21 protein-coding genes and 1 tRNA gene are annotated in these 25,875 nt (G+C 53.2%); 13 read left to right on the top strand and 9 right to left on the bottom strand.

Features of this window, described 5'->3' with window-relative positions; translation table 11 throughout:
- Nucleotides 1-55: 55 nt before the first annotated feature.
- A tRNA-Sec gene (locus tag X965_RS12855) sits at nucleotides 56-150 on the bottom strand.
- Between the two features lie 241 nt (nucleotides 151-391).
- Here X965_RS12855 and prlC point away from each other — a divergent pair.
- Together prlC and rsmJ are read left to right on the top strand one after the other, a co-directional pair.
- Nucleotides 392-2,440: an oligopeptidase A gene (gene prlC / locus X965_RS12850; RefSeq protein WP_036418288.1), complete on the top strand. Its 2,049-nt coding sequence runs from the start codon at nucleotides 392-394 to the stop codon at nucleotides 2,438-2,440.
- Between the two features lie 3 nt (nucleotides 2,441-2,443).
- Nucleotides 2,444-3,202 (top strand): 16S rRNA (guanine(1516)-N(2))-methyltransferase RsmJ, encoded by a 759-nt coding sequence (gene rsmJ / locus X965_RS12845; RefSeq protein ID WP_015422358.1) that lies wholly within the window; start codon nucleotides 2,444-2,446, stop codon nucleotides 3,200-3,202.
- Between the two features lie 127 nt (nucleotides 3,203-3,329).
- On the opposite strand, the gene gdhA is transcribed toward rsmJ, so the two are convergent.
- Nucleotides 3,330-4,670: an NADP-specific glutamate dehydrogenase gene (gene gdhA / locus X965_RS12840; RefSeq protein WP_004238567.1), complete on the bottom strand. Its 1,341-nt coding sequence runs from the start codon at nucleotides 4,668-4,670 to the stop codon at nucleotides 3,330-3,332.
- 367 nt (nucleotides 4,671-5,037) lie between these two features.
- A complete protein-coding gene (uspA, locus tag X965_RS12835; protein WP_004904570.1) occupies nucleotides 5,038-5,475 on the bottom strand; it encodes a universal stress protein UspA in 438 nt (145 codons plus the stop codon).
- A 349-nt stretch (nucleotides 5,476-5,824) separates the two neighbouring features.
- Between uspA and uspB the strand changes: the two genes are divergently transcribed.
- On the top strand, nucleotides 5,825-6,160 hold the full coding sequence (gene uspB / locus X965_RS12830; protein ID WP_004904572.1) for a universal stress protein UspB: 336 nt from the start codon (nucleotides 5,825-5,827) through the stop codon (nucleotides 6,158-6,160).
- A gap of 73 nt (nucleotides 6,161-6,233) precedes the next feature.
- Here uspB and pitA read toward each other — a convergent pair whose 3' ends face one another.
- Complete coding sequence (gene pitA, locus X965_RS12825; protein ID WP_036418287.1) at nucleotides 6,234-7,724, bottom strand: inorganic phosphate transporter PitA; 1,491 nt, start codon at nucleotides 7,722-7,724, stop codon at nucleotides 6,234-6,236.
- A gap of 253 nt (nucleotides 7,725-7,977) precedes the next feature.
- Here pitA and X965_RS12820 point away from each other — a divergent pair, with 253 nt between their 5' ends.
- Both X965_RS12820 and X965_RS12815 read left to right on the top strand, forming a co-directional pair.
- Nucleotides 7,978-9,180, top strand: a complete 1,203-nt coding sequence (locus tag X965_RS12820; RefSeq protein WP_004238571.1) for an NAD(P)/FAD-dependent oxidoreductase — start codon at nucleotides 7,978-7,980, stop codon at nucleotides 9,178-9,180.
- 698 nt (nucleotides 9,181-9,878) lie between these two features.
- Nucleotides 9,879-10,577 (top strand): pirin family protein, encoded by a 699-nt coding sequence (locus X965_RS12815; RefSeq protein ID WP_004238572.1) that lies wholly within the window; start codon nucleotides 9,879-9,881, stop codon nucleotides 10,575-10,577.
- A 68-nt stretch (nucleotides 10,578-10,645) separates the two neighbouring features.
- Here the strand turns inward: X965_RS12815 and pckA are convergent, their stop codons facing one another.
- The 4 genes from pckA to X965_RS12795 all read right to left on the bottom strand — a co-directional run bounded on the left by pckA (nucleotide 10,646) and on the right by X965_RS12795 (nucleotide 15,952).
- Nucleotides 10,646-12,265, bottom strand: coding sequence for a phosphoenolpyruvate carboxykinase (ATP) (gene pckA / locus X965_RS12810; RefSeq protein WP_036418286.1), 1,620 nt, complete (start codon nucleotides 12,263-12,265; stop codon nucleotides 10,646-10,648).
- Between the two features lie 202 nt (nucleotides 12,266-12,467).
- The gene (hslO, locus tag X965_RS12805) at nucleotides 12,468-13,358 is read right to left on the bottom strand and encodes an Hsp33 family molecular chaperone HslO (RefSeq protein ID WP_004238574.1); all 891 of its coding nucleotides are present in this window, start codon (nucleotides 13,356-13,358) and stop codon (nucleotides 12,468-12,470) included.
- 25 nt (nucleotides 13,359-13,383) lie between these two features.
- Nucleotides 13,384-13,800 carry a ribosome-associated heat shock protein Hsp15 gene (gene hslR / locus X965_RS12800; protein ID WP_004238575.1) on the bottom strand — a complete coding sequence of 139 codons (417 nt, stop codon included), beginning with the start codon at nucleotides 13,798-13,800 and terminating at the stop codon, nucleotides 13,384-13,386.
- Nucleotides 13,801-13,828: 28 nt separating this feature from the next.
- Entirely contained in the window at nucleotides 13,829-15,952 is a 2,124-nt protein-coding gene (locus X965_RS12795; protein ID WP_036418285.1) for an IgaA/UmoB family intracellular growth attenuator, read from the bottom strand.
- 342 nt (nucleotides 15,953-16,294) lie between these two features.
- Between X965_RS12795 and nudE the strand changes: the two genes are divergently transcribed.
- Nucleotides 16,295-16,849, top strand: a complete 555-nt coding sequence (gene nudE, locus X965_RS12790) for an ADP compounds hydrolase NudE (protein ID WP_004238577.1) — start codon at nucleotides 16,295-16,297, stop codon at nucleotides 16,847-16,849.
- A 122-nt stretch (nucleotides 16,850-16,971) separates the two neighbouring features.
- On the opposite strand, the gene mrcA is transcribed toward nudE, so the two are convergent.
- Nucleotides 16,972-19,497: a peptidoglycan glycosyltransferase/peptidoglycan DD-transpeptidase MrcA gene (mrcA, locus tag X965_RS12785; RefSeq protein ID WP_036418284.1), complete on the bottom strand. Its 2,526-nt coding sequence runs from the start codon at nucleotides 19,495-19,497 to the stop codon at nucleotides 16,972-16,974.
- Between the two features lie 150 nt (nucleotides 19,498-19,647).
- On the opposite strand from mrcA, the gene X965_RS12780 reads away from it, so the two are divergent.
- From X965_RS12780 to X965_RS12750, 7 genes are all read left to right on the top strand, one after another.
- Nucleotides 19,648-20,457: a hypothetical protein gene (locus X965_RS12780; protein WP_032098627.1), complete on the top strand. Its 810-nt coding sequence runs from the start codon at nucleotides 19,648-19,650 to the stop codon at nucleotides 20,455-20,457.
- A 77-nt stretch (nucleotides 20,458-20,534) separates the two neighbouring features.
- On the top strand, nucleotides 20,535-21,014 hold the full coding sequence (locus X965_RS12775) for a hypothetical protein (RefSeq protein ID WP_036418283.1): 480 nt from the start codon (nucleotides 20,535-20,537) through the stop codon (nucleotides 21,012-21,014).
- Complete coding sequence (locus tag X965_RS12770; protein WP_036418281.1) at nucleotides 21,011-21,526, top strand: hypothetical protein; 516 nt, start codon at nucleotides 21,011-21,013, stop codon at nucleotides 21,524-21,526. The genes X965_RS12775 and X965_RS12770 overlap by 4 nt, the downstream gene beginning before the upstream one ends.
- Entirely contained in the window at nucleotides 21,513-22,574 is a 1,062-nt protein-coding gene (locus X965_RS12765) for a secretin N-terminal domain-containing protein (RefSeq protein ID WP_371257985.1), read from the top strand. The genes X965_RS12770 and X965_RS12765 overlap by 14 nt, the downstream gene beginning before the upstream one ends.
- A 515-nt stretch (nucleotides 22,575-23,089) precedes the next feature.
- Nucleotides 23,090-23,614: a shikimate kinase AroK gene (gene aroK / locus X965_RS12760; RefSeq protein WP_004237896.1), complete on the top strand. Its 525-nt coding sequence runs from the start codon at nucleotides 23,090-23,092 to the stop codon at nucleotides 23,612-23,614.
- Nucleotides 23,615-23,645: 31 nt separating this feature from the next.
- The gene (aroB, locus tag X965_RS12755; protein WP_004237897.1) at nucleotides 23,646-24,728 is read left to right on the top strand and encodes a 3-dehydroquinate synthase; all 1,083 of its coding nucleotides are present in this window, start codon (nucleotides 23,646-23,648) and stop codon (nucleotides 24,726-24,728) included.
- A 145-nt stretch (nucleotides 24,729-24,873) separates the two neighbouring features.
- Entirely contained in the window at nucleotides 24,874-25,830 is a 957-nt protein-coding gene (locus tag X965_RS12750; protein WP_004237898.1) for an SPOR domain-containing protein, read from the top strand.
- The last annotated feature ends 45 nt before the right edge of the window (nucleotides 25,831-25,875 follow it).

The raw sequence follows: 25,875 nt of genomic DNA, 5'->3' as shown, positions 1-25,875 counted from the left end.
TGTGTGCTGATGATATTACAGAGGTGGGTTTTAGCGATGTGCGGATGAATATAATTGGCGGAAGATCACAGGAGTCGAACCTGCCCGGGACCGCTGGCGGCCCCAACCGGATTTGAAGTCCGGCCGCCCCACCGGGGACGATGATCTTCCGTTTTGAGGTTGCACAGTATACGCTTTCCGGCAGGGATTCAAAAGTTCTCTTGCGTTTTTTCCTTTGAGATACATCAGTATCATGCGATTTTTTACGAGAATGATTTTTAATCAGCATAATAACACTAAAAATCATTGAACTTGCCTGAGTGTGTCCCCATCTTATAGAGAGTTTCGATTTTCATTTTTCATGTGTATGTGCGCTGCGGCGGACGTGCACCAGCAGCCAACAGGATGGTTTATGATGAACCCTTTGCTTACCCCGACTCAGAATCAGTTACCGGCATTTTCTGCCATCAATCCGGAATGTATTGTGCCTGCGGTGAAAGAAACGCTGGATAATTATCGTCAGACGGTAGAGCAGGTGGTGAGTCATTCACCTGATTTTACATGGGAAAATGTGTGTGTACCGCTGGCGGAAGCCGGGGATAAATTATCCCGTGTCTGGTCGCCGGTCAGTCATCTGAACTCTGTCAAAAACAGCCCTGAACTGCGCGAAGCTTATGAACAGTGCCTGCCGCTGCTGTCAGAATTCAGTACCTGGATGGGTCAGCACGAAGGGCTGTATAACGCCTATAAATCACTGAAAAACAGCCCGGCGTTTGCGTCACTGTCTCAGGCTCAGCGCAAGTCAGTAGAAAATTCCCTGCGTGATTTTGAGTTATCCGGCATTGGTCTGCCACCGGAGAAACAGAAGCGCTACGGCGAGATTTCTGCCCGTCTGTCTGAGCTGGGTTCGCTGTTCGGCAATAATGTGCTGGATGCAACCATGGGCTGGAGCAAGCTTATCACCGATGAAAGCATGCTGGCCGGTCTGCCGGAGAGTGCGGTTGCTGCTGCACAGGCACTGGCGGAGTCCAAAGGTGAGAAGGGCTGGCTGTTTACCCTGGATATGCCGAGCTATCTGCCGGTGATGACTTACGCCGATAACCGTGAGCTGCGCAAAGAGATGAGCGAAGCCTACGGCACCCGTGCTTCCGAGCTGGGGCCGAACGGCGGTAAGTGGGATAACAGCAGTGTGATGGCGGAGATTTTAGCGCTGCGACATGAGCTGGCACAGTTACTCGGCTTTAAAAACTACGCGGAAAAATCCCTCGCCACCAAAATGGCGGAAAACCCGCAGCAGGTGCTGGATTTCCTGAATGACCTGGCGGAGCGCGCCCATCATCAGGGCGAGCAGGAAGTGGCTCAGCTGGCCGCCTTTGCCAAAGAACATTACGGCGTTGATAAACTCGAGCCGTGGGATATGGCCTATTTTGCCGATAAGCAAAAACAGCATCTGTTCTCGGTCAGTGATGAGCAGCTGCGTCCGTACTTCCCGGAAGAAAAAGCGATCAGCGGATTGTTTGAAGTGATCCGCCGGATCTACGGGATCACCGCCAAAGAGCGTTTCGGGGTGGAAACCTGGCATCCGGATGTCCGTTTCTTTGATTTATTTGATAAGAACGGTGAATTACGCGGTAGTTTCTATCTGGATCTGTATGCCCGTGAGCACAAACGCGGCGGGGCGTGGATGGATGACTGTATCGGCCGTATGCGCCACAAAGATAATTCCCTGCAAAAACCGGTTGCGTATCTGACCTGTAACTTTAATAAACCGGTCGGCGGCAAACCGGCGCTGTTTACTCATGATGAAGTGCTGACTCTGTTCCATGAGTTCGGACACGGCCTGCATCATATGCTGACACAGATTGATGTGGCGGATGTTTCCGGCATCAATGGTGTGCCGTGGGATGCGGTTGAGCTGCCGAGCCAGTTTATGGAAAACTGGTGCTGGGAGCCGGAGGCGCTGGCCTTTATCTCCGGTCATTATGAAACCGGTGAGCCGCTGCCGCAGTCGCTGCTCGACAATATGCTGGCAGCGAAGAATTATCAGTCTGCGATGTTTATTCTGCGTCAGCTGGAGTTCGGGCTGTTTGATTTCCGTCTGCATGCGGAATATGACCCGGCAACCGGCGCTCAGGTGATGCCGACACTGCTGTCTGTGAAAGAGAAAGTCTCTGTGGTGCCTGCTGCGCCGTGGAACCGCTTCCCGCATGCGTTCAGTCATATCTTTGCCGGTGGTTATGCGGCCGGTTACTACAGTTATCTGTGGGCGGATGTGCTGGCAGCGGATGCATTCTCCCGCTTCAGTGAGGAAGGTATCTTCAATCCGGTCACCGGGCAGTCTTTCCTGGATAATATTCTCAGCCGGGGTGGTTCGGAAGAGCCAATGGTCCTGTTTGAGCGCTTCCGCGGCCGTAAGCCGGAACTGGATGCGATGTTAAAAGGCTACGGAATCAACGGGTAATACGTGAAGATTCGTTTACAGTGTGAACAGGGCGCAGACAGCTGCGCCCTTGATGTACTGGCGGCGCGGTGGGGCCTGGAGCATGATGATACCGCGCTGATGGCGCTGGTGCTGACGGCGGAAGGGCTGGAGCTGCGCAAGTGTGATGAACCGAAACTCGGCGGGATCCGTGTGGATTTTGCCGGGGGAACGATGGCTCACCGGCGCCGTTTCGGCGGCGGACGCGGTGAAGCGGTGGCAAAGGCTGCCGGGATTAAGAAATCCTATCTTCCGTCAGTGGTGGACGCGACAGCCGGTCTCGGGCGTGATGCCTTTGTGCTGGCATCGCTGGGCTGTCATGTGCGGATGATTGAGCGTCATCCGGTCGTTGCGGCACTGCTGGATGATGGCTTACAGCGGGCCTACCGGGACAGTGAAATCGGGGGATGGATGCAGGAGAGAATGATCCTTATCCATGCGTCCGGGATTGATGCGCTGGCGGAAATCACACCACCGCCGGATGTGGTCTATCTCGACCCGATGTATCCGCACCGGCAGAAAAGCGCGCTGGTGAAGAAAGAAATGCGGGTGTTTCAGTCGCTGGTGGGTGCGGATGAGGATGCGGATCTTCTGCTGGCACCTGCACTGGCGCTGGCAACCCGTCGTGTGGTGGTGAAACGTCCGGATTACGCGGAGCCGTTAGCCGGGCAGAAAGCCGCTGCGGCGATTGAAACCAAAAATCATCGTTTTGATATCTATCCCTGTGTGAAAGCAGAGGGATAACACTGAATAACATCTGAAAAGGGGACAGGGCAGTTCCCGTTTCGCGAAGGGGCAACAAGTGAGACTTCCGTAACGCTTGTTATACCCCCTTCGACACTGTGACGTTTTTCAGTAACAGCTTACAGACTTACAGCACACCCTGCGCCAGCATGGCATCAGCGACTTTCACGAAGCCGGCGATATTCGCGCCCTGCACATAGTTGGTCTGTTTTTCCTCACTGCCGTACTCAACGCATGCATTGTGGATATCCAGCATGATGTGATGCAGACGCTCATCCACCACTTCACGTTTCCAGCCGAGACGGACTGAGTTTTGTGACATTTCCAGGCCGGATGTTGCCACGCCGCCCGCATTCGCTGCTTTGCCCGGTGCAAACAGGACATTTGCGGCCAGGAAGGCATCGGTTGCCGGGATAGTGGTCGGCATGTTTGCGCCTTCCGCCACGGCTTTAACGCCGTTTTTGATCAGCACTTCAGCATCAGCCAGATCCAGCTCATTCTGAGTGGCGCACGGCAGAGCGATATCCACCGGAACAGCCCACGGGGTCTGATCTTTCAGATACACCAGGCCGAACTCTTTCGCATACTCTTCCACACGGCCGTAACGGTCTTTGATTTCGGTCAGACGCGCCAGTTTTTCGGCGGTGAAACCGTCTTCGTCAACTACGGTACCGGAGGAGTCAGATGCAGTGATCACTTTCGCACCCAGTGACAGGCATTTTTCGATGGTGTACTGCGCCACGTTACCGGAGCCGGAAACCGCAACACGCATACCGTCGAAACTCATCCCGTGGCGTTCCAGCATGGCCTGAGTGAAGTAAACCAGCCCGTAACCGGTGGCTTCCGGACGGATCAGACTGCCGCCGAAGGAGAGACCTTTGCCGGTAAACACACAGGCGGTGTTGTTGGACAGTTTTTTCATCATCCCCGCCATGTAGCCGACTTCACGGCCGCCGACGCCGATATCACCCGCAGGGACATCTGTATCTGCGCCCAGATGACGGTACAGCTCGGTCATCAGTGCCTGGCAGAAACGCATCACTTCGCCCTGGCTTTTGCCTTTCGGATCAAAGTCAGAGCCGCCTTTCCCGCCACCCATCGGCAGTGTGGTCAGGGCATTTTTCAGTGTCTGCTCAAAGCCGAGGAATTTGAGGATGGAGAGGTTTACGGACGGATGGAAGCGCATGCCGCCTTTGAACGGGCCGATAGCGGAGCTGAACTGCACACGCCATGCGCGGTTTACCTGCACCTGACCCTGATCGTCAACCCAGGTCACGCGGAACTGAATTACGCGCTCCGGCTCAACAAAGCGGGCGAGCAGGTTCTGATCGCGGTACTGCGGATTCTTTTCAAGGAATGGCCATAGCGTGGAGAAAACTTCGCGCACCGCCTGGAGAAATTCCGGCTGTGACGGGTCACGGCGCTGAACATTTTCCAGAAACGTTTCCAAAGAGATAAAGTTACTCATGTTGATTTCCTGTCTGTCATGCCCTTCTCATTCATGCAGCAGTTATGCAGGCCGCACTTGTCTCCCGGGGCAGGTTCTCCGGAATATTTTCGCGTACGTCATATCTGTGACACGAATGATATCGGGTTACGTTACTTTGTGAGGTATCCCGAACATTTTTGTTTTATTTTTCGAATAATGTGAGATGTGTTTGCATTTACCACTTGAATTTATCTCTTGTTTATATCCTGTTTTCAAGCTGTTTTTTTCATATATGACAAAAAAAATTCGTTGACGGCCTTTTTGGCATATCCGGCTGCCGCATTTTCAGCCAAAAAAAATGCCTGCATAGGCAGGCATTTTATATGAATAATTTTTCAGCAGAGGATTATGCGTTATCATCATCCCGCAGCGGAACAATTAACATATCGACATGAACGGTGTTAATCAGCTGACGGGCGGAAGACATCAGTTTGCTCCAGAAATCCTGGTGGTGTCCGCAGACAACCAGGTCCATATCATATTTTCTGATGGCATCGACTAATACCTGGCCGAGATCACCGCTGCCGCTGAGCATTTCCTGAATCTCATAACCGGAGTTTTTCGCCAGGTTTTTCAGTGAATTACTGGTTTCTTCAGTAATACGCTGCTGCATATCACCCAGGTTAACATCGATAAGTCCGGTGTATAAGTCAGAGTAATTGACATCAACGTGGATCAGAGAAACTTTGGCGTTGTAAGGTTTTGCCATAGAAACTGCTTTGCTTACTAACACTTCACTTTCAGGCGAAAGATCGACTGCGACCAGAATATGTTTATATGCCATAAGAAACTCCTTCCGTTCAAAAGGTTAAGGGGTTGGCAGGGCTTGCGCCGCTATCCTTTATGAATACTATAACTGCTTAATATCATTAAAGAGTGTAATGCTGATCACAACTCAATGCTTTTATCAGGCAGCAGAGAATGTCTGATTTATAAGATATACCAGTCTGCGCACTTCTCACAAGGTTGAGAGTGGCAAAACGGATATTTTCAGAAGATTATCGTGAAAGAATGTGAGAGTTTGTGGAACTTCACAGCATTGTTCATACTGAATACATAAAATACTGTCAGTATGATGTGATAGACACTGATATCACCGGTTCCTTCTCCGCAGATAGTCTAAGGAGTGGATTATGTTCAGTATACTTACACTGTTCTGGGCGTTATGTTTTCTTTGTCTGATTAACATGATCCGGTTTTATTCATCCACCCGGGCATTACTCTCCGTCCTGCGTGACAGCGACCCGCTACTCTACCACGCTGTCGGCGGCAATAATGCGTTTACTGACCACACCCAGTGGCAGAAGCAGCTGCGCCTTATCCGCTATATCAATCAGCGGGAATATCTCACTCATCATGACCCTGAAGTGATTTTACGCTGCGAACGTATCCGCCGTCAGTTCACCATGATCAGTGCGATATGCGGAATTGTGATTGCCTCTCTGCTGATGATGATTATCTGGCCGTAACCGGTTACCGGATGCAAAAAAAAGCCTGACACACGTGTCAGGCTTTTCTGTTTCAGAGGATAGCAACCTGCTGTCAGATAATCTGCAGGGAGATCCAGTAGAGCGCGCCGGACAGGATAATGGACACCGGCAGTGTCAGAATCCAGGCCAGCATGATGTTTTTGATGGTTTTGGTCTGAACACCACCACCGTCAACAATCATCGTACCTGCCACCGCAGAGGAGAGCACCTGGGTGGTGGATACCGGCATCCCGGTATAACTTGCCACACCAATGGAGACAGCCGCGGTAACCTGCGCAGACACGCCCTGGGCGTATGTCATGCCTTTCTTACCGATTTTCTCACCGATAGTCACTGCAACACGTTTCCAGCCGAACATGGTGCCCAGAGAGAGCGCCAGCGCAACAGAAATGATGATCCAGATAGGCGCATACTCAACGGTATTCAGCAGGTCATTGGACAGACGTTTCAGGAAACGCGCATCTTCCGGTTTGGTTTCCGGTAATTTCGCCACTTCTGCGGCGGTATCCGAAATACACATCAGCAGACGACGCATCTGGCTGCGCTGTTCCGGTAATAAATCATCATAGGTATGAATATTACCGAGCAGATCCTGAGCCTGTCTTAATACGATGCCGGTACGGGAGCTGTCACAGTGGAACTGTTCATTGAGAACGGTATTCTCCGTGTTCAGTGCCGGGGTCAGCTCAATGGCGTGTGCCAGTGCATCCTTATGCGTGGTGTAATACTGCTCCAGGTTGACCACGGCATCACGCGTACGGGCGATTTCGTAATCACTGGAATTCATATTCACCATAAAGCCGGCAGGGGCGACACCAATCAGAACCAGCATAATCAGACCGATACCTTTCTGCCCGTCGTTTGCGCCGTGTGAGAAGCTGACGCCGACTGCGGAAAGGATAAGGGCGGTACGCGTCCAGAATGGCGGTTTGCGTTTGCCGTCTTTTTTCTCACGTTCTGCCGGTGTTAAGTGGATACGGCGGCGTTTCTTCGTGCCGCTCCAGTAGCGGCGCAGGAACCAGATCATTAATCCGGCGATCACCAGGCCGACCAGCGGTGACAGAATCAGAGAAAGGAAAATGCTGATCATTTTCGGAATATTCAGCGCATCAACCACGGAACTGTTGGTCACAATTGCGTTGGTCAGGCCGATCCCGATAATGGCGCCGATCAGGGTATGAGAACTTGAGGCCGGGATACCGAAGTACCAGGTGCCCAGGTTCCAGATGATAGCGGCGAGAAGCAGGGAAAAGACCATGGCAAGACCATGGGCCGAACTGACATTCAGCAGTAAGTCCGTGGGCAGAAGATGCACGATCGCATACGCCACGCTCAGACCGCCGAGCAGTACCCCGAGGAAGTTAAATACACCGGCCATGACGACAGCAAGCTGCGCGCGCATTGCACGGGTATAGATAACAGTTGCTACCGCGTTTGCGGTATCATGGAAGCCGTTGATGGCTTCGTAAAACAGCACAAAGATCAGTGCCAGTACTAACAAAAGGCCGGTGTGAAATTCCAGGCCTGTAAATAGATGTAGCATAGACGTTAAGCCAGTTGTTGGACATGAACGCGGCGCATTATCAGCGACAAATGCGTCCCGGGGAAGTGAAATATGGCCTTTTTTTGATTTGATACCTTCATCAAATCAGCTTAAGGAATTATTAATCCTTGTATATCATCGGATTAGGCTCCTTTTCTGAAAAGAATAAATTTTTGGCCTGATTTAATCATCATGACAAATTTAAGACATTTATCGGAATTTCTCCACATTTAAAGACACAGAGAACACTATTTTGGAAAAGTTTGACGCGATTGTAATAGGCGCGGGTGCCGCCGGGCTGTTCTGTGCCGCGCAGGCAGGGCAGCGCGGGCTGCGGGTGCTGGTGCTGGATAACGGTAAAAAAGCCGGGCGGAAAATTCTGATGTCCGGGGGCGGGCGCTGTAATTTTACCAACCTTTATACCGAACCGGCGGCGTATCTGAGCAAAAATCCGCATTTTTGTAAGTCAGCGCTCGCCCGTTATACGCAGTGGGATTTTATTGCCCTGGTGCAGAAATATCAGATTGCCTATCATGAGAAAACCCTCGGCCAGCTTTTCTGTGATGATTCCGCACAACAGATAGTTGATCTTCTGCTGGCGGAGTGTGAGTCGGGGAATGTGGTTATCCGCCTGCGCAGTGAGGTGACGGAGGTACAGAAACAGGGCGATGATTTCTGTGTGACCGTTAACGGAAAGGTTGTGAGCGCTCACTCACTTGTGGTAGCCAGCGGCGGATTATCGATGCCGGGGCTGGGGGCGACTCCGCTGGGTTACCGGCTGGCGGAACAGTTTGGTCTGCCGGTATTACCGACCCGCGCCGCACTGGTGCCTTTCACGCTGCATAAACCGCTGCTGGAAGCCTTACAGACGCTGTCCGGCGTGGCAGTGCCTGCGACAGTTACCGCACAGGATGGCACCCGCTTCGCGGAAAATATCTTATTTACCCATCGTGGCCTGTCAGGCCCTGCGGTCCTGCAAATCTCCAGTTACTGGCACCCCGGTGAGTATGTGAGTATTAACTTACTTCCGGGCACCGATCTGGCGGAATTTTTCACCGTACAGCGGGAAAAACACCCGAATCTGAGCCTGCGTAATGCACTGGCGAAGCTGTTACCAAAACGGCTGGTGGAGTGTTTACAGACAACCGGTGACCTGCCGGATACTGCGCTGAACCAGTTATCCAAAGCCGTACAGCAGGAAATCACGGAGAAATTACAGAACTGGCAGGTGCAGCCGAATGGCACAGAAGGTTACCGGACAGCCGAAGTGACACTCGGCGGTGTGGATACTCAGGCGCTCTCCTCCAAAACCATGGAAGCCCGCGATGTGCCGGGACTCTATTTTATCGGCGAAGTGACCGATGTGACCGGCTGGCTCGGCGGCTATAACTTCCAGTGGGCATGGAGTTCCGCGTGGGCATGTGCGCAGGCACTGCCGTTTTCACCGGATGTTTAATCCCTGATAACCCTATGGAATTATTTAATTTTATTAAAATAAATCACGGTATCAGTGAGTTAACAGAAAACATCAGTGATTATACGAAATCCTGAGCAAAAAGTGCTTTACAAATGATACTGAGAACTATTATCATCAAATCACTTTCAGATGACCACCTTCAGGGTTCAGATGAAAGAACGACATTGCTCACATTGCTTCCAGTGTTTATTTAGCCAGCCCAGTGCTGGCTTTTTTTTCCCTTTTTTCCCCGGAGCCATTCGCGCCGCAGGTGCGTTGGCTTTTCTGTGTCATCCTCCGGCCTGTGGCTGTGTTGGTTGCGCTCAGTATTCCGGGTCACATACTTGTGTATGCTCCCCGGAATCCTTCCCTTACCGCCTTGCCACAAACCGGATGATTTCACAGATGAATTGTTTGGTTTTGATAATGTAAAAATTCATTCGGGAATAACCGGCAAAAAAAGGAAAGCGTAAAGCGCCATGGATGGCGCGATCCGAGCGGACAGGGATGTGTCAGCGTCTTTCCGCTTTGCTGGTTATCCCGCCGCCCGGGTCTGAAAGAAGATGGTTTTAATGGTTATCTCCGCATCCCCCTGTCAGCACTTATTCAAATTTTTTGAATTCTTGCGTTAAACCCGGCTACTGGTGAAATTAGCGGCAGGACGTAAACTTAACCTCATCAGATTGAGGAGAAAAATTATGATCTATGTACGCCCTGCAAATGAACGCGGCCATGCCAACCACGGCTGGCTCGACAGCTGGCACACCTTTTCGTTTGCCGATTATTATGACCGTAACTTTATGGGCTTTTCAGCTCTGCGGGTTATTAACGAAGACTTTATCGCGGAAGGCCAGGGGTTCGGCACCCATCCGCATAAAGACATGGAAATTCTGACCTATGTGCTGGGTGGTGCGGTTGAGCATCAGGACAGCATGGGGAATAAAGAACAGGTGCCTGCCGGTGAGTTCCAGATTATGAGCGCCGGAACCGGGATCCGCCACTCGGAATATAACCCGAGTAATGATAATCCGCTGCATCTGTATCAGATCTGGATTATCCCTGAAAAAACCGGTCTGACCCCGCGCTATGAACAGCGCCGGTTCGATGCGGCAAACGGACGCCAGCTGGTGCTTTCCCCGGATGCCCGTGACGGCTCGCTGAAAGTTTTTCAGGACATGACTCTGTGGCGCTGGACACTGGCCGCCGGTGAAGAGGGAGAATATCAGCCTCAGAGCGGACGGATGGTCTGGATCCAGGTGGTGAAAGGTGAACTGACCGTGAATGGCCAGACAGTGAAAACCAGTGATGGCGTAGCTGTATGGGATGAAGCGTTAATCAGCCTGAACGCCGCGCAAGACAGTGAAATCCTGCTGTTTGACCTGCCGTCTGCTCAATAAAACAGAAAGCCCCGGATCATCTGACCCGGGGCTACTGTGTTGCTCACACTACTTTTCTTGTTATCCGGTTACAGCGAAGGCCCTGCACTAATCAGAGCCTGACCTGCCGGCGTGTCGGTATATTTATCAAAATTATTTATAAACCGCCCTGCAAGGTCTTCCGCTTTTTCCTGCCATTGCGCCACATTATCATACGTGTTGCGCGGGTCGAGTATATGACTGTCGACACCCGGCAGTTCGTGAGGAATGGCCAGATTAAAGACCGGCAGCGTATGTTTTGCCGCTTTATCAATATCCCCACTAAGAATGGCGTCTATGATAGCACGAGTATTCTTAATTGAAATGCGTTTTCCGGTTCCGTTCCACCCGGTGTTCACTAAATACGCTTTTGCCCCGGCCGCTTTCATCCGTTTTACCAGTACGTCTGCGTACTGTGTCGGATGCAGCGTCAGGAATGCCGCACCGAAGCAGGCAGAGAAAGTGGGTGTCGGCTCTGTGACGCCGCGCTCGGTACCGGCCAGTTTTGCGGTAAATCCGGATAAGAAATGATACTGCATCTGTTCCGGTGTCAGTTCCGCCACCGGCGGCAGCACACCGTAGGCATCGGCAGTCAGGAAAATCACATTGTTGGCGTGACCCGCTTTGGAAACCGGTTTAACAATGTTTTCAATATGATAGATAGGGTAAGAAACCCGGGTATTTTCGGTTTTGCTGCCGTCATCAAAATCCACACTGCCGTCCGGACGGACAACCACGTTTTCCAGCAGTGCATCGCGGCTGATGGCGTGATAAATATCCGGCTCTGCTTCTGCAGATAAATTAATGGTTTTGGCGTAGCAGCCGCCCTCAAAGTTAAAGACGCCGTCATCATCCCAGCCGTGTTCATCATCGCCGATCAGTTTACGTTTCGGATCGGTTGAGAGGGTGGTTTTACCGGTGCCGGACAGGCCGAAGAAAATCGCCACATCCCCTTTTTCACCCACGTTTGCCGAGCAGTGCATGGAGGCAATGCCCTGTAACGGCAGCAGATAGTTCATGATGGAGAACATGCCTTTCTTCATCTCACCGCCGTACCAGGTACCGCCGATAAGCTGGATGCGCTCGCTCAGATTGAATGCCACAAAATTTTCCGAATTCAGCCCCTGCGCCTGCCAGTCCGGGTTCACGCATTTCGCACCGTTCATCACAATGAAGTCCGGTTCAAAATCATGCAGTTCGTTTTCATCCGGGCGGATAAACATGTTTTTGACGAAGTGTGCCTGCCAGGCAACCTCGGTAATAAAGCGGACTTTCAGGCGGGTATCGGCATTGGCGCCGCAGAAGGCGTCCACCACAAACAGGCGTTTGCCGGATAACTGATTGGTGATCAGGTGTTTCAGGGAATTCCAGGTGTCCTGTGACAGCGGTTTGTTGTCGTTTTTGCCTTTTCCCTGATCCGCCCACCAGACGGTGTCGCGGGTGAGATCATCCCTGACCAGATATTTGTCTTTCGGTGAGCGGCCGGTAAAGATACCGGTGTCTACCGCGACCGCGCCGCTGGTGGTGACAACACCGTGTTCATAACCGGTCAGGCCGGGACGGGTTTCTTCATCAAAGAGTAAGTCATAACTCGGGTTATAGATTATTTCTGCGGCATCGCGGATACCATACTGCTCCAGTTCACTCACAGCCATTGTTTTTACGCTCATCCAAAGCCTCCGGGTTGTCGGAATATCTCCATATATCATAATTATTTACGACTGGTTAACAGCGATTGCTATCAAATAAATGAAAATCCGGATTTTATTTGGGTTTATTTTGTGAGCTGGCTCGATACCATAAGAAAAAATAAACAAAAAGGCCGCATCCGGGGAGCCCGGTGCGGCCTGGTGTTGCGTCAGCTAAAACGAATCAGTGCAGCGAAGCGTTTTTCTGAGTGCGGATTTCATGAATATCCTGTTCATCAAAGATATGATGAGCACCGCAATATTCACACTCCATATCAATTTTGCCATCTTCCTGCAAAATATGATTAACATCTTCCTCCGGCAGTGTTACCAGCGTATCTGCGCAGCGTTCTCGGGAACAACCGCAATGAAACGCTACCGGTGCCGGTTCATACAGCACAACGTCTTCTTCATGATAGAGACGGTACAGGATGGTTTCGGCATCCAGGGTAAAGAGCTCATCAGACGAAATAGTGGCAGTCAGCTGCATCAGGTGGCTGAACATGTTCTGTGTTTCTTCCTGAGTACGGGCTTCTGCTGATGCCGGCAGTGCCTGTAACAGCATCCCGGCGGCCTGCATTTTGCCGTCGTGTTCCGCAACGCGGACAAACAGGCTGGTCGGCAGCTGTTCGGACTGACGGAAATAGTCATCCAGACATGCTTCAAGCGTTTCCCCTTCCAGCGCCACAATACCCTGATAACGCTCGCCCTGACGTGGCGTAATAGTAATGACCATAAAGCCTTTGCCGATCATATCGTGGAAACCGGCACCGGCAGGCACATCGCCGTTCATACGGGCAATACCGCGCATCTGCTGGCGGTCGTTGCCGTTGATCACAGCGAGACGGACCGGGCCGTCGCCCTGGATCTGAACGGTGATATCCCCTTCAAATTTCAGGGTCGCGGTCAGCAGGCTGGTGCAGACCAGCAGTTCGCCGAGCAGGCGGCGGACAGGCTCCGGGTAATGATGATTATCCAGGATCTGCTGTAATGTGCCGGAAGCATTGACCAATTCTCCCCGGACATCGCTTTTGTTAAACAGGAACCGGTGTAATGTATCTTGTCGTGCAGACATAATTTTCTCTCGTCTTAACCGCCGGTTATTCCGCGGTATCTGAATTACTGTGTTTAAATTTTAACAATGTCCGTCGTTCCTTTTTATCAGGACGTCGTTCCGGGTGCGGCATCGTCAGGGCATTCATTTTACGTGCAAGCGCGGTTTTTTCACGTTTTTCGATGCTCTCCGGGGTTTCTTCCCAGAGTGTCTGTGCCAGCGGCGCGCTCAGGCGCTTGTCCGTGATCCCCAGCACGCGGATTGTCCGTTCATCATTTCCCTGACGCAGGACGATAACCGCGCCGTTTTCGACCAGTTTTCCGGGCTTGGTCCGCTGCCCGTTATAATGAACCTTGCCGCCGTCAATCATGGTTCTGGCGATGGAGCGGGTTTTATAAAACCGTGCCGCCCAGAGCCATTTATCAAGGCGGACAGGCTCTGTGACCTGTGAAGCCTGTTGCATGGTTACTCCGTGACAGACAGTGCAGCCGTTACGGCTGCACCTCAGAGGAAGGGTAGTCGTGCCGGAAGCAGTTGTCATAATAACGGCGGATATCCGTCATCCGGCGGCGGCGCTGACGCCAGCGGATAAACGTATAGATGCCGTTGATAATGGCCAGAAGGGAAAATACGACCAGTAAAATGCAGCTGCCGATAAACCGCGCCAGCATGACATTATCCGGCTGAAAGTGCAGCAGGATATGGCGGGTGCCGTTGGCATCCACAGACACATCCGTGACAATACCCTGAACCTCAAACGGGGTGTGCAGCAGCATATTGGAGAGCTTCTGCAGGGACTGCCAGTGTGCCAGCGGTGTCATTTCCTCTGTCTGTTCATTGACCGGGGCGTTCTCCACCAGGGATTTGCCTTCGTCACTGATCAGCAGCACACCACCAGGCGGCGGACTGTTCAGCCGCATTGCCGCATTTTCCACTTCTTTGTTTATAGCTGTAGATGTGGTGGCGATAACCAGCTTTTCCAAGGCCTCTGCACTTGCCGGACGCAATAAAACATTCGATTGCTCCAGTTTACCGGCTTTGGCGCGGGCTAATAAATTTTCCCAGTTCGGGGAATTCCCCAGATTGACGAGGGCGTTTTTCAGCCGCACACAGTCACTGTTTTCAAATTCACATAACGCCTGGGTTTTCAGAACCAGGGAGGAAAAGTCATCCAACAGGCTCATCCCGGAGCGGGTGATAACATTGCGCAGACTGTCGTTCACCTTACGGGCTCCGGCATCGGGATGCAGCTGGTTATTCAGTTCGGCAAGCAGCGCGGCGGCGCGATCAACCTGTTCGGACTCGGGAACCGGAAGCGGGGAGGTGTTGTTCCAGTAAATACCGGAGCAGTCAAATGCGCGGAAATTGGGTTTATCCTGGGCGGAGAGGTTCGGCGGCATGTAACACATCCCCACGCCTTTGGCTTCCAGAAAATCCCCCACATAGAGCGGCATATTCTGGAGTTCACTGAAATTGGTGGTGACTTTGGTTTCTGTGCCGGTCAGCCAGTTCAGGGCCAGTTTAACCGGTAAATTGACCGGCTGATTGCAGGCCAGAACCAGCAGGGCAAAGGCGCTGGTCAGGGCGATCAGCAGATTTTTGCCGTAACGGCGATACGGGAAGCGGGTGGATTCCTCGCGCAGGGAGAGGTATTTCCCCTGGCGGACAACCTGCTGATCCTCATACATTTCAATCTGTGTGACAGACCCGAGATCCTGATGCAGCCAGGGTTCCCAGTGGCGCGGGTAGATAAGGTCAATACCGCCGAGTGAAATGCTGTGCTTCTGACTGTGGTCAAAATCGCCGAACAGACCCCAGCGTTTCGGGATCCCCCGGTAGCACTGAATATCCCGCAGACGGCGGCGGTTGCTGATCGGGATCAGGGATAAAATGATGCCCGGCAGCAGCAGCCCGGCTCCGGCGGCCATCATCCAGTAAAATAAAAACGGCGGCATAAAGACCGCAGTGAGCGCCGTCAGCACGCCGCAGACAATCAGCGTGCCGCTGATAAACCCGTGACTGTGCTGCAGGTTATATTCCTGCCGGCTCTCTCTGCGTGTGCCGAGAAACTCAATATCAGCATTGCTGTTAGTCAGTATCGCGGCCTGTACCGGTACGTTGTTATTTTTTGTCATTGGCCTTGCCAGCGCGTGGTCATCAGTAAACTCACGTAAGTCATGACCGTTCAGCCCGACAATCATCGGTATCCCGTCAGTAAACATCACATCAATGACATTTGTGGCCTGAATAAATTCATCCAGAACCGCAGGCAGATAAACCTCGTTGCCTTCAATGTAGTAATGCCACTGCTGTCCGTTTTTCTCCGGGATAGCATACCGGGTGATGCGGTTGCACAGACGATAGACGTGATCACTTTTTTTGGGGAAAGCCGGTAATGTAAAGTGCAGATCATTACTGACCGCCTGCCGGGCAGCGCAGGTCAGATGGTGCTCAATGGCCTGAATTTCACCGGCACCCGGCCGGTGGTGTGTCAGACTGGCCAGTGAAGGTAATACATAACCTGCCCGGCGCTGTCTCCGCCGGTGACTGATAACAGAAACCATTATAAGACAACCGATCACCAGAGCGGCCGTTATAATGAGGGTGATAGTCATTTTTTCCCCGTCGTAATTGCCTGTGCAGCATAACAGTGAAGGAAGCCGTTAAAAAATCGGCCTTTTCTGATTATGCAAAAAAAATTATTTGAAATAACAGTCTGTTATAACTGATTATTTTCACTTTTACCTGCTGATTATGCTGTATGTTACCGTTATTTATTCATCCCGCCCGGTGCTTTTCTTTGTCTCAGGAACGGGTAATATGAAGCAGAGCAATAAGTGAGTGAACCAGGGAATTTACCCCGGTTTTTACTTATTCGCAAAGCGGTACTTTTTCACCCTGTACAGTTTTACTCTGTATGGTTGTACTGCGTTTTTATATTACGTACAGAGGCATACATGGCTGAATTACAAAAACCGAAAATTATCCGCATCGAGACTGTTGCCCAATCCCGCCTGTTTACTGTCCAGTCTGTTGCACTGAAATTCAGTAATGGTGCGGAACGGGTTTATGAACGTATGCGTCCTGCAACCCGTGAATCTGTCCTGATTGTCCCTGTGGTAAATAACGAACTTATCCTGATCCGGGAATATGCGGCGGGTGTGGACAGCTATGAGCTGGGGTTCCCGAAAGGTGCAGTCGATCCCGGTGAGGATATGCTGACTGCCGCTAACCGTGAGCTGAAAGAAGAAATCGGGTTTGGTGCCCGCACACTGACACCGCTGCGCCGCGTCACCATGTCCCCGTCCTATTTCTCCGGGCAGATGAATATCCTGCTGGCGGAAGGTCTGTATCCTGAAAAGCTGGAGGGCGATGAGCCGGAACCGCTGGTTCAGGAGCGCTGGCCGGTCAGTAAGATGATGGATCTGCTGACTCATCCGGATTTTAACGAGGCCCGCAATATTACCGCGCTGTTCCTGGCGCAGCAATTTTTACAGCGTACCGGTCACTAAGCTATTTTTAACACAAATCTGTTTGTGTTAATCATCGAAAAAAGACATTCATTTGTGTTAAGTAACAACGATTGAAAAAAAAGGGCTGCCTTCAGGCAGCCCTTCTGTTTTTATCCGCTTAATCAGAACAGTTCTTCCGAACCGCCGTCCTGCTGGATAATCGTTGTACCCACTTCCGACACGCCGTAATCAGTCGGCTCGGTGCCTTTGATAAAGTATTCGGAACGGGAGTTGCCGCCGGAGCCCAGCTTACCGGTGCTGCGGTTGATCTGAACGGAGATAATTCCCGGTGGCGGCGGATCTTTGCGTTCCGGCACACCTTCCAGCGCAACTTTCATAAAGTCGTTCCAGATAGGCTGGGCGCTTTTCGCACCGGCCTCACCACGGCCGAGGTCACGGGCGTTTTCATCAAAACCAATCCAGACCGCAGCAACGATGTCCGGGCCGTAGCCGACAAACCAGGCATCTTTTGAGCTGTTGGTGGTACCGGTTTTACCGCCGAGGTCACGGCGTTTGATATCCCGCATTGCCCGCCAGCCGGTTCCGCTCCAGCCCGGTTCGCCATAGATATTGGAGTTCATGGCGTCTTTGATCAGGAAGGCCACCTGGGTGCTGACTACATGCGGTGCATACGGGGAATCACTTCCTGCCTGCGGTGCTTTTTCCAGGTCGGCTTCCGGGGCTGCCGGCTGGTCATTTTCCTGCGGCTGGCTGTCTGATTTCGCCACGTCGTTTTCCAGAGCATCCTTGTTCAGGCTGCTTTCCAGGTCATGTGAACCTTCGCCGTAGATCACCGGGATGTTGGTGCACTGCGGACAGGCAATTTTCGGCTCTGCGGTAAACAGAGCTTTGCCTTCGGTGTTATCAATCCGGCTGATAAAATACGGGTCGACCAGATAGCCGCCGTTGGTCATCACGGCATAGCCGCGCACCATCTGCATCGGGGTGAATGAGGAAGAGCCGAGCGCCATGGATTCTGTCCGGACAATGTTACTGTCCGGGAAGCCGAAGCGCAGCAGATAATCGGCGGCATAATTCACGCCCATTGCCCGCATGGCCCGCACCATCACCACGTTCTTCGATTGTCCCAGCCCCTGACGCAGACGGATCGGGCCGTCATAGCGCGGTGGTGAGTTTTTCGGTCGCCAGTCAGGACCAGCGCCGTCCGCACGGACAATCGGCAGGTCATTGAGCAGGGAGGCGAGTGTCAGACCTTTATCCAGTGCGGCGGTATACAGCAACGGTTTGATGCTGGAGCCGACCTGGCGCAGAGACTGGGTGACACGGTTGAATTTGCTCAGCCCGAAATCAAAGCCGCCGACCAGTGCGATCACCGCACCATCCGTTGGATTGAGTGCCACCAGGGCAGAGTTGACATCCGGGATCTGTGCCAGCATCCAGCGGTCTTTGTTCTGACGCACCCAGATCTGCTCACCGGCATGCACCACACCGTTTACCGCACGCGGTGCCGGACCCATAGCGCGATCAGAGATAAATTTGCGCGCCCAGCGCATGCTGTCCATGGTCAGGTCGATGGTGGAGCCGTCTTTGAGCATCACCTGTGCACGGTTAGCATCCGCACTCAGCACAACACCCGGGTTGAGCGGGCCGTAGACCTGTAACGTTTTCAGTTTGCTCAGGATCTGCTCTGTATCCCATGCCGCACTGTTCTGCGGCCACAAAACCTGCTGAGCTCCCCGATAACCGTGGCGCATATCGTAGTCGATGATACCGGTATGAACCGCATCTTCAGCACTGAGCTGATCTTTGCGTTTAACGGTGGTGTAGACCTTATAACCATCGGTATAGGCATTTTCACCGTACTTTTCAATCATTGCCATACGAACCATTTCTGCCAGATACGGCGCGGAAAAATCAATTTCCGGGGCGTGATAACGGGCTTCGATCGGCTCATTACGCGCTTCATCATACTGGGCGCGGGTAATGTAATTCTCTTCCAGCATCCGCGTCAGCACCACATTACGGCGGGCCAGGGCGCGGGATTTGGAGTAAAGCGGGTTAAAGGTGGACGGTGCCTTCGGCAGCCCGGCGATCACCGCAATCTCACTGAGAGTCAGCTGATCAAGGCTTTTGCCGAAATAGACATAAGCCGCAGCCCCCACGCCGTAAGCGCGCTGGCCGAGGTAAATTTTGTTCAGATACAGCTCGAGAATTTCATCTTTGGTCAGCATCTGTTCGATGCGGATGGCCAGGAACGCTTCCTTTACTTTACGGATAACGGTTTTTTCCGGGCTCAGGAAGAAGTTACGGGCAAGCTGCTGTGTGATGGTACTGGCGCCCTGTGAGGCACGACCGGAGGTCATGGCAACAGAAGCGGCACGGAAAATCCCGATCGGGTCGATTCCGTGGTGGTCATAGAAACGGCTGTCCTCCGTCGCGATAAAGGTATTCCTTACCATCGGCGGGATCTGGCTGAGTGTCAGCGGAATACGGCGTTTTTCACCGAACTGGGCAATCAGTTCGCCATCCGCGCTGTAGACCTGCATTGGTGTCTGTAATTTGACATCTTTCAGTGTGGCCACATCGGGCAGGTCAGCCTCGACATATTTGTACATGCCATATATCGATGCTGCTCCAAGAAAAATGCAACAGACAACAAAGATCAATAAATACTTTAAGAACTTCACCTGAAAATTTCCGTTAGCCGTGTGGTGGACAGTTTATAAACAGCGACCCTGTAGTATAAAGGTTCATGCGTTTCTTGAATACGTATTTTGTAACCACAGGAAAATTAAGAGAAAAAAGTATTTCTCATATCAATAATACAGGGATAATTTATGCGGATTGCTTCACGGATGGCGGGAATTTCACTTCAGGACGGGGAGATCAGGATAGCACTGGCGCGGCGCATACGCCGGAGGTGGTGTTTTGAGGATTTTATCACGCTGACACTGCCGGAAACGGAATCAGCCGAAAACGGTGTGCCCGGCCTGTCTGCGGTTGCGGCTGCACTGGCGCCATGGCGGCGGCGTATCCGCGGGCGGCCGGATTGCCGGGCGGCACTGCCGGTGTCACTCTGTCTTCAGCAGCAGATCCGCCTGCCGGAGAGCCGTGTCGCGCAGTCTGCGGTGGTGCCGCTGATAGATACCTGGCTGGCGCGCACATTTCCGGGGCGTCATCAGGATCTTATCTATGATTACCGGTGGTTTTCCGGCGATATTATTCTGACGGCGCTGCACCGTACTGTCCGTGATCAGTGGCTGTCGCTGGCGGCGGAACTCCGCGCGGATCTGACGGTACTCAGCATTATTCCCTGTGCGCTGCGCTGTTTTGCCTGCGCCAGGGGGGTGGCCGCACAGGACTGGCTGGTTTTCCGTCAGGGGAACAGTCTTTGCTGGACTGCCGGTGAAACGCAGCCGGTACTGAGCGGACGGGCTGACCTGACCCTGCCGTCATTACTGACAGAGCTGAAAACACAGGGTTTTGATGAGTCACAGGCGGCACTGTGCTGTCTGCACGATACTGCACTGCTGCCGCAGGCATGGCAGCGGGAATGCCGGCGTTACCGCAATGCGGAAGCGGATGATGTCCCGCCGGGCTACGCGGCGGCGGCAGGGATGGTGCTTTGCGGGGAGGAGCGGCTATGACACACCGGGTGAATCTGACTGCCTAGCGCTCCCGGCTGAAACGGCAAATCTGCCGCAGGATAGTTTTCCGGTTTCTGATGGCTGGCGGCGTGCTGTTATCCGCACTGCTGCCGGTTTATCTGTTTCATTCACTGAATGTGCAGCATCTGGCGTTGTTACAGGCCGCATTTGATGAGCGGGAAATCTGTCTTGAGCCGCAGCGGGCTGAACTTGCCCGTCAGCGCGCGCTACAGCGGCAGGCGGAAACGGAAAATCTGCGGCAGCAGCAAACTGCACGGGAAAACCGCCGTTACCGGGATTTGCTGGTTTTTTTGCAGGCTCAGCTGCCGGAAGATGCCTGGCTGGCACGTTATCAGGCAGAGCAGCAAAAGCATGATACAGAAAGCAGTGTGCGCCATGCCCTGTCGGTGAACCGCCGTCAGGTGATCGCTCCGTCTCATCCTTTATTACACAGGGCACCGCCGGGGCTGATGCCGCTCAGGCTGATCAGCCTGCAACATCACAGAACAGCCGGGATCCGGCAGTTTATATTGGTGACCGGGAGGAGCCGGTCATGAATCTGAACACAGTATGGCGCTGTGCGCAGTACCGGCGCGTGCAGTGGGGAGTGACTGCCGGGATCTGGTTATCGGCCGGTGTGGTGTTCTGGTGTTTTTATCTGCAACCGGCAGCCGGGGAAACGGAAATGCGGTTCCGGCAGTTGCAGAGGCTGACAGCACTGTCAGAACAGGCAGTGCCGGAAACGGTGGTTCTGCCGCCCCCGGATATCCCGCCGCTGTTTACCTTACTGCCTGAAAATGCGCTGCCGCTGCTGACCGGCTGGCAGCAGGAGCCGCCGGAACAGCCGGAGCGCTGGGTGCTGACCTTTGAGGCGCATTACCCTGAGCTGGCGGCACTGCTCGATACCCTCAGCGGGGAGCTGACTCAGTTGCCGATCACCCGGCTTTCTCTGTATCCGCTGACACCCGGAACCTCCTCATCCCCGCCGTTGTTGCAGATGACACTGCATCTGGCATTACCGGGTGCGGGTTCACCGGATCCGGAAAAGGAATGGCATGATGATGAATAAAGCAAAATCAGCTGCCCGGCTGATCACCGGTTGTTGCCTGCTGTTTGCGGCAGCGGCTCCCGGCGGGCAGCATTCGCGGGATCTTTTCCAGCCTGTCATCATCAGTGAGGAACCGGCCGCGCTGACAGAATTCCCCGTGATCTATTCCCCGCCGCTGATACCGGAAAGCAGGCAAAGCCGTATGTTTCCCCTGCAATACGCGGATGCGGCGGACATGCTGGTCCTGCTGAAACAGTATCACGGGGAATGGTTTGCGGATAACAAAGCGCCGGAGGCCGACCCGCTGACAAATTCCCTCTTTATAGAAGCACAACCGGATGTGCTGTCGCGGGCGGAAGCCTGGCTGGCACAGATGGATCAGCCGCAGCAGCAGGTGCAGATTACGGCGCATATTGTGTCCGGCTCGCGGGAAGGGCTGCATGAGCTGGGGCTGCAGTGGGGAACCGTGCTGCCGTCACCGGAATCCGGCAACCGGCTGCAGCTGCATCAGGCGCGGGGAAATAACACGTTCACCTTTAATATCGCTCGTCTCGGCGGCCATCTGCTGGAGATGGAGCTGAGTGCACTGGAGCAGGAGCAGCAGCTGGATATTGTCGCCAGCCCGCGCCTGACCACGGCGCACGAGCATCCCGCCAGTATCAAGCAGGGGGCGGAAATTCCTTATACCACACAAAACCATGAGTCCGGTTCACAGGTACAGTTCCGTGAGGCAGTGCTGGGGATGGAGGTAACACCGCAGATCCTGCGGGATAATAAGGTGCGTCTGACACTGCATATCAGCCGTAATGCCCCCGGTGCGGCGCTGATGCAGAACGGCAGCGAGCAGTATTCCATTGATAAGCAGGAAATCACCACACAGGTGATTGTCCGCAGCGGGGAAACCCTGATCCTCGGCGGGATTTTTCAGCAGGATAAAGGCAGACAGGTGACCGGAGTGCCGTATTTATCGTCGATCCCATTGATGGGAAAGCTTTTTACTCATCAATACGATAAACTCAGCCGCCGTGAATTAGTGATATTCATTACACCGCAGTTGATCGATATTTAGTAACTGTATCAATATCAGCATGTTGTATCATTATTCACGGATTATATGCGCAGAATAACGGGTTTTTTTACCGGTTCTGCGGTGTTATACATTTGACGATTGCAACGATTTAGCATACAAGAGTTAGCAAATTTAGCAGGTATGAAATCACTGCCGCCGTAAAATATGCCGTTAATCCGTTGACGGACAACGTCCTGATTCTCAGATCGCGCCTTATGTTTCTGTACAGCTCCTGTTTTCAGGAGGATTCACGGAAATATAAGGCGCGGTTTTTCGCAGGCGTTATGATAGTATGTGCGGATGTTCAGAGGCCGGATTGCGACAGGCGTCACACAGCAGCACCTGAGGTATCTTTCCGGTTTCGTGCCGGTATGGTTGCAATCGGGCAGAATGTGCGGAGATAATTTCAGGTTACTCACGCAGATTCACTCATGAGGTTTCATTTGAGGTCCCGCCGCTGATCGGGTGAGCGGGGCGGGTTATCATTAACGAATATTCTTAGTTATACCAAAAACATGGCAGAGAAACGCAATATCTTTCTTGTCGGCCCGATGGGTGCCGGCAAAAGTACTATTGGTCGTCAGCTGGCTCAGCAATTAAATATGGAATTCTTTGATTCCGACCAGGAAATTGAACGCCGCACCGGAGCCGATGTGGGCTGGGTGTTTGATGTCGAAGGTGAAGAAGGTTTTCGCCTGCGTGAAGAAAAAATCATCAATGAACTGACTGAAAAGCAGGGTATCGTCCTGGCTACCGGCGGGGGTTCCGTCAAGTCACGGGAGACCCGCAACCGCCTGTCTGCGCGGGGTGTGGTTGTATACCTTGAGACCAATATTGAAAAACAACTGGCCCGGACACAGCGCGATAAAAAGCGTCCGTTGTTACAGGTCGATGAGCCGGTCCGGGAAGTCCTGGTCAAACTGGCCGATGAACGCAATCCGATGTATGAAGAGATCGCGGATATTACTATCCACACCGATGATCAGAGTGCAAAAGTGGTTGCAAATCAAATTATTGAACTGTTAGAAACCAACAGTTAATTTCATTTTACCGGCAACATGCGGAGGTGCCATGGAAAAAGTGACTGTGACTCTGGGTGAGCGTGCTTATCCTATTTCAATTGCTCCGGGTCTCTTTTCCCTCTCCGGCACCTTTGCGCCGCTGACCACCGGTCAGCGTGCAATGATAGTTACCAACGAAACCCTTGCCCCGCTGTACCTTCAGACACTGACCGATAACCTTGCGCAAGCCGGCGTACAGGCGGATTCCGTGATTTTGCCGGACGGCGAGCAGTATAAATCCCTGACCACCCTTGACCGTATTTTTACCGCGCTGCTGGAAAACAATCACGGGCGTGATACCACGCTGATTGCGCTGGGCGGCGGTGTTATCGGTGATCTGACCGGATTTGCGGCAGCGAGCTATCAGCGCGGCGTCCGTTTTATTCAGGTGCCGACCACGCTGCTGTCTCAGGTGGATTCATCTGTCGGCGGTAAAACCGGCGTGAACCATCCGCTGGGTAAAAATATGATTGGTGCCTTCTGGCAGCCGGTCAGTGTGGTGATTGATCTCGACTGCCTGAAAACCCTGCCGCGCCGTGAACTGGCGTCAGGGCTGGCGGAAGTCATCAAATACGGCATTATTCTGGATCACGATTTTTTTATCTGGCTGGAAAATAATATCGACCGTCTGCTGGCACTTGAGCCGCAGGCGATGGCGTACTGCATCCGCCGTTGCTGTGAACTGAAAGCAGAGGTGGTGGCTGCGGATGAAAAAGAGACCAGCGGGCTGCGCGCACTGCTGAATCTCGGCCATACATTCGGCCACGCCATTGAGGCGGAAATGGGCTACGGTGTCTGGCTGCACGGCGAGGCAGTCGCCGCAGGGATGGTGATGGCTGCACGCACGGCTGAACTGCTCGGGACCTTCCGCCCGGAAGAGACAGAGCGGGTCATTGCGCTGCTTATCCGCGCCGGGCTGCCGGTGCGCGGACCGGAATCCATGCCGGCGGATGCGTATCTGCCGCACATGATGCGGGATAAAAAAGTGCAGGGCGGTAAACTGCACCTGATTGTCCCGGAAACAATCGGCCGGTCAGTTGTCCGTGCGGATATCCCGCATGACAGGGTGCTGGCTGCCATTCAGTCCGTGTAACGGAAGCGGCGGCAGAAGTTTTTTGATATCTGTCTCGCTGAGTGCCGGGAAAATGGTTACACTACGCATTATGACGCACTCACCGGGCGTCAGTTCTCTTCTGTTATATCCAAAGACACAGTTTCTGCTCTGATGGGAGGGCAAAATGGACGGCTTTAAACCCGAAAAGCAAGAACCACAGATTTTCAGCCAGCCGGATGATGAATCTATCCGTCCGGACGCATCTGACAGACCGGAGCGCCCTGAACGCCGTAATCCGCGTCCGCGCCCGCAGCAGTCACGGCCTAAGTTTGCCGTCTCCCGCCAGCAGATGATGATCGGCGTGGCGGTTGTGGTCCTGGTATTACTGATTATCGCGATAAGCTCCGCGCTGAAATCGCCGTCAGAACCGGAAGCCCAGCCGCAGGCACAGAACGGCGAGCGCCCGATTACCCTCGGCACCGGCAGCAATGACGGTGCAACACAGTTACAGCCAACCGAACCGGTTCCGTCACAGACCGGGCAGACCGGCGTGAATCTCCCTGCTATCAATAACCTGCCGACACAGGCACAGCCGCCGTCACAGACAACCGGCACCGGCCAGCGCGTGGATATCCCGGGGGATATTAACGATGCCCTGAATCAGGGAAATACGCAGGTGGGTATTAATAATGCGGCGCAGCAGAATATGAATAATCTGCCGCCGGTGGTCACTCCGAAGGAAGAGCCGAAGAAACCGGTACAACAGGTGAAACCGCAGCCGGTGAAAACCACCACGGCAACACCAGCCAAACCGCGTGAAACCACCAAACCGGCTACTGCGGCACCGGCTCCGTCAAAAAGCGGCACCGCGATCGCCAAAGCCCCTGCCGGGAACTATACCCTGCAGCTGAGCAGCGCGAGCCGTGCGGATACGCTGAAAGCCTTTGCGCAGAAGCACGGGTTATCCAACTATCAGGTTTATGAGACAACACGTAACGGAAAATCGTGGTACGTCCTGGTGTACGGTAATTTCCCGACAGTCGGGGATGCAAAACGGGAAGTTGAGCGTCTGCCTGCCGAAATTCAGGGGAAAAAACCGTGGGTCAGAAAGATGCAGCAAGTGCATCAGGACATGAAATAATAAACACGGATTCCGTCAGGTGCTGATTTGCTGTCTGAAACAGAG

This window comes from Morganella sp. EGD-HP17, assembly GCF_000512315.2.
GTDB classification, from domain to species: domain Bacteria; phylum Pseudomonadota; class Gammaproteobacteria; order Enterobacterales; family Enterobacteriaceae; genus Morganella; species Morganella morganii.
Note: the sequence above shows the minus strand (reverse complement) of the source record. Positions and strands in the feature narration are given on the sequence as shown.

Excerpts from the sequence above, each read along its gene's own strand:
- prlC (WP_036418288.1), top strand. The coding sequence starts at position 392 with ATGATGAACCCTTTGCTTACCCCGACTCAGAATCAGTTACCGGCATTT.
- gdhA (WP_004238567.1), bottom strand. The coding sequence starts at position 4,670 with ATGAGTAACTTTATCTCTTTGGAAACGTTTCTGGAAAATGTTCAGCGC.
- uspA (WP_004904570.1), bottom strand. The coding sequence starts at position 5,475 with ATGGCATATAAACATATTCTGGTCGCAGTCGATCTTTCGCCTGAAAGT.
- uspB (WP_004904572.1), top strand. The coding sequence starts at position 5,825 with ATGTTCAGTATACTTACACTGTTCTGGGCGTTATGTTTTCTTTGTCTG.
- pitA (WP_036418287.1), bottom strand. The coding sequence starts at position 7,724 with ATGCTACATCTATTTACAGGCCTGGAATTTCACACCGGCCTTTTGTTA.
- X965_RS12815 (WP_004238572.1), top strand. The coding sequence starts at position 9,879 with ATGATCTATGTACGCCCTGCAAATGAACGCGGCCATGCCAACCACGGC.
- pckA (WP_036418286.1), bottom strand. The coding sequence starts at position 12,265 with ATGAGCGTAAAAACAATGGCTGTGAGTGAACTGGAGCAGTATGGTATC.
- hslO (WP_004238574.1), bottom strand. The coding sequence starts at position 13,358 with ATGTCTGCACGACAAGATACATTACACCGGTTCCTGTTTAACAAAAGC.
- hslR (WP_004238575.1), bottom strand. The coding sequence starts at position 13,800 with ATGCAACAGGCTTCACAGGTCACAGAGCCTGTCCGCCTTGATAAATGG.
- X965_RS12795 (WP_036418285.1), bottom strand. The coding sequence starts at position 15,952 with ATGACTATCACCCTCATTATAACGGCCGCTCTGGTGATCGGTTGTCTT.
- nudE (WP_004238577.1), top strand. The coding sequence starts at position 16,295 with ATGGCTGAATTACAAAAACCGAAAATTATCCGCATCGAGACTGTTGCC.
- X965_RS12780 (WP_032098627.1), top strand. The coding sequence starts at position 19,648 with ATGCGGATTGCTTCACGGATGGCGGGAATTTCACTTCAGGACGGGGAG.
- X965_RS12775 (WP_036418283.1), top strand. The coding sequence starts at position 20,535 with ATGGCTGGCGGCGTGCTGTTATCCGCACTGCTGCCGGTTTATCTGTTT.
- X965_RS12770 (WP_036418281.1), top strand. The coding sequence starts at position 21,011 with ATGAATCTGAACACAGTATGGCGCTGTGCGCAGTACCGGCGCGTGCAG.
- X965_RS12765 (WP_371257985.1), top strand. The coding sequence starts at position 21,513 with ATGATGATGAATAAAGCAAAATCAGCTGCCCGGCTGATCACCGGTTGT.
- aroK (WP_004237896.1), top strand. The coding sequence starts at position 23,090 with ATGGCAGAGAAACGCAATATCTTTCTTGTCGGCCCGATGGGTGCCGGC.
- aroB (WP_004237897.1), top strand. The coding sequence starts at position 23,646 with ATGGAAAAAGTGACTGTGACTCTGGGTGAGCGTGCTTATCCTATTTCA.
- X965_RS12750 (WP_004237898.1), top strand. The coding sequence starts at position 24,874 with ATGGACGGCTTTAAACCCGAAAAGCAAGAACCACAGATTTTCAGCCAG.